The sequence below is a fragment of the Symbiopectobacterium sp. genome (assembly GCF_051710365.1).
Lineage (GTDB): Bacteria > Pseudomonadota > Gammaproteobacteria > Enterobacterales > Enterobacteriaceae > Symbiopectobacterium.
In genome coordinates this window covers 1-1,750 of sequence record NZ_JBPETA010000337.1, presented here as the reverse complement: position 1 = coordinate 1,750, position 1,750 = coordinate 1, and the positions used below count along the sequence as shown (strand labels likewise).

Here is a 1,750-nt window from a genome sequence, read left to right as displayed (position 1 = left end):
GTTACGGATGGTAACGTGGGGAGTACTCATGCTGATTGGTCTGCAAAAAGCAGTAATAAATTCAGAACTTCAGAATACCGTCAAGTCCCGAAAAAAGAAAAATCAGGTGCGGAATGACGGATATATTGTAGCGCCGAAGATTTCTCTAGCGACACTATTTATTTGGCCTGTCATCAATATACCGCAAAGTTATGGCATAAATGTGATTTTTGTCCACTGCGGCACTCAGGGTGTACCTTCTACATCAAGGGTTTGGACTCAATCCCGTTACAACGGTATACTTTGTAACGAGCCTTTGCGCTGTCGCTGTCGCCTTTGTGATGGCGGTCAACCACAGTAGTCAATCGAGGATATTATGCGCTTACTTCATACCATGTTGCGTGTTGGGGATTTACAACGCTCAATCGATTTTTACACCAAGGTACTGGGGATGCGTTTGCTGCGAACCAGTGAAAATACCGAATACAAATACACGCTCGCTTTCGTGGGTTATACCGAAGAGAGCGAAGAGGCCGTCATTGAACTGACGTACAACTGGGGCGTTGATAAATACGATTTGGGTAATGCTTTCGGACACATTGCGCTGGCGGTTGAAGACGTTGCCGCAACCTGCGAGCGAATTCGTCAGGCTGGCGAAAAAGTGACGCGCGAAGCTGGCCCGGTTAAGGGCGGCACCACAATTATTGCCTTTATCGAAGATCCCGATGGTTACAAGATTGAGCTGATTGAAAAAGCGCAATCCGGAAACGGGCTCGGCAACTGATTGTCAGGCGATGCTCTGCGGCGGCTTCTGCCCGCCGCTTTTTTTGGCTTTCTCCCTCCCCTTCTCTCTTACGCTGCGCTCATTCCATTGCGCACTTCTCCCCTTCGGGGTGCTCAAGGCATCAGGTTTACTGCATTGGTGGTGGGAATTTGCCATAATGCGCGCTGCATTTAGTAAATGATTAAAGAGAACATGGCTGATAAAAATAACCTGAACGCACTGAGTGGCCGTTTCCGCGGGTTTTACCCGGTTGTTATTGATGTTGAAACCGCAGGGTTCAACGCGAAAACTGACGCACTGCTGGAAATTGCCGCCATCACGATGAAAATGGATGAAGACGGTTGGTTACAGCCCGATGAGACGTTGCATTTTCACGTTGAGCCATTCGAAGGCGCGCTGCTTGATCCCGCTGCGCTGGCATTTACCGGCATTGATCCCCACAATCCGTTGCGCGGTGCCGTCTCTGAATACGAAGCCCTGCATGAAATATTCAAAATGGTGCGTAAAGGTATTAAAGACAGGGGCTGCAATCGCGGGATTATTGTTGCCCACAACGCCAATTTTGATCACGGCTTTCTGATGGCGGCAGCGGAACGCTGCGGGCTGAAGCGCAACCCGTTCCACCCCTTTGCCACCTTTGACACTGCCGCGCTGAGCGGATTGGTGCTGGGACAAACCGTATTGGCGAAGGCCTGCATGACCGCTGGCATCGCCTTCGACTCCGCGCAGGCACACTCAGCGCTTTATGATACGCAGCAAACCACGGCGCTATTTTGCGAACTGGTTAATCGTTGGAAGCGGCTGGGCGGTTGGCCATTGCCCCTGGAAGACCAAACGGACTGAGTTCCCCGAGTACGACCATAAAACCGTCATTCCGCACCTGATTTTTCTTTTTTCGGGACTTGACGGTATTCTGAAGTTCTGAATTTATTACTGCTTTTTGCAGACCAATCAGCATGAGTACTCCCCACGTTACCATCCGTAACC

2 protein-coding genes are annotated in these 1,750 nt (G+C 50.3%); both read left to right on the top strand.

Translation table 11 applies throughout. The features are described 5' to 3' along the window. Positions 1–355 precede the first annotated feature (355 nt). The gene (gene gloA, locus ACTBDZ_RS17550) at positions 356–763 is read left to right on the top strand and encodes a lactoylglutathione lyase (RefSeq protein WP_438816237.1); all 408 of its coding nucleotides are present in this window, start codon (positions 356–358) and stop codon (positions 761–763) included. 192 nt (positions 764–955) lie between these two features. Further along, the gene (rnt, locus tag ACTBDZ_RS17545) at positions 956–1,606 is read left to right on the top strand and encodes a ribonuclease T (RefSeq protein ID WP_438816236.1); all 651 of its coding nucleotides are present in this window, start codon (positions 956–958) and stop codon (positions 1,604–1,606) included. Positions 1,607–1,750: the final 144 nt, after the last annotated feature.

What these genes read in the sequence shown, in the direction of transcription:
- gloA (WP_438816237.1), top strand. Translation starts at nt 356, where the DNA reads ATGCGCTTACTTCATACCATGTTGCGTGTTGGGGATTTACAACGCTCA.
- rnt (WP_438816236.1), top strand. Translation starts at nt 956, where the DNA reads ATGGCTGATAAAAATAACCTGAACGCACTGAGTGGCCGTTTCCGCGGG.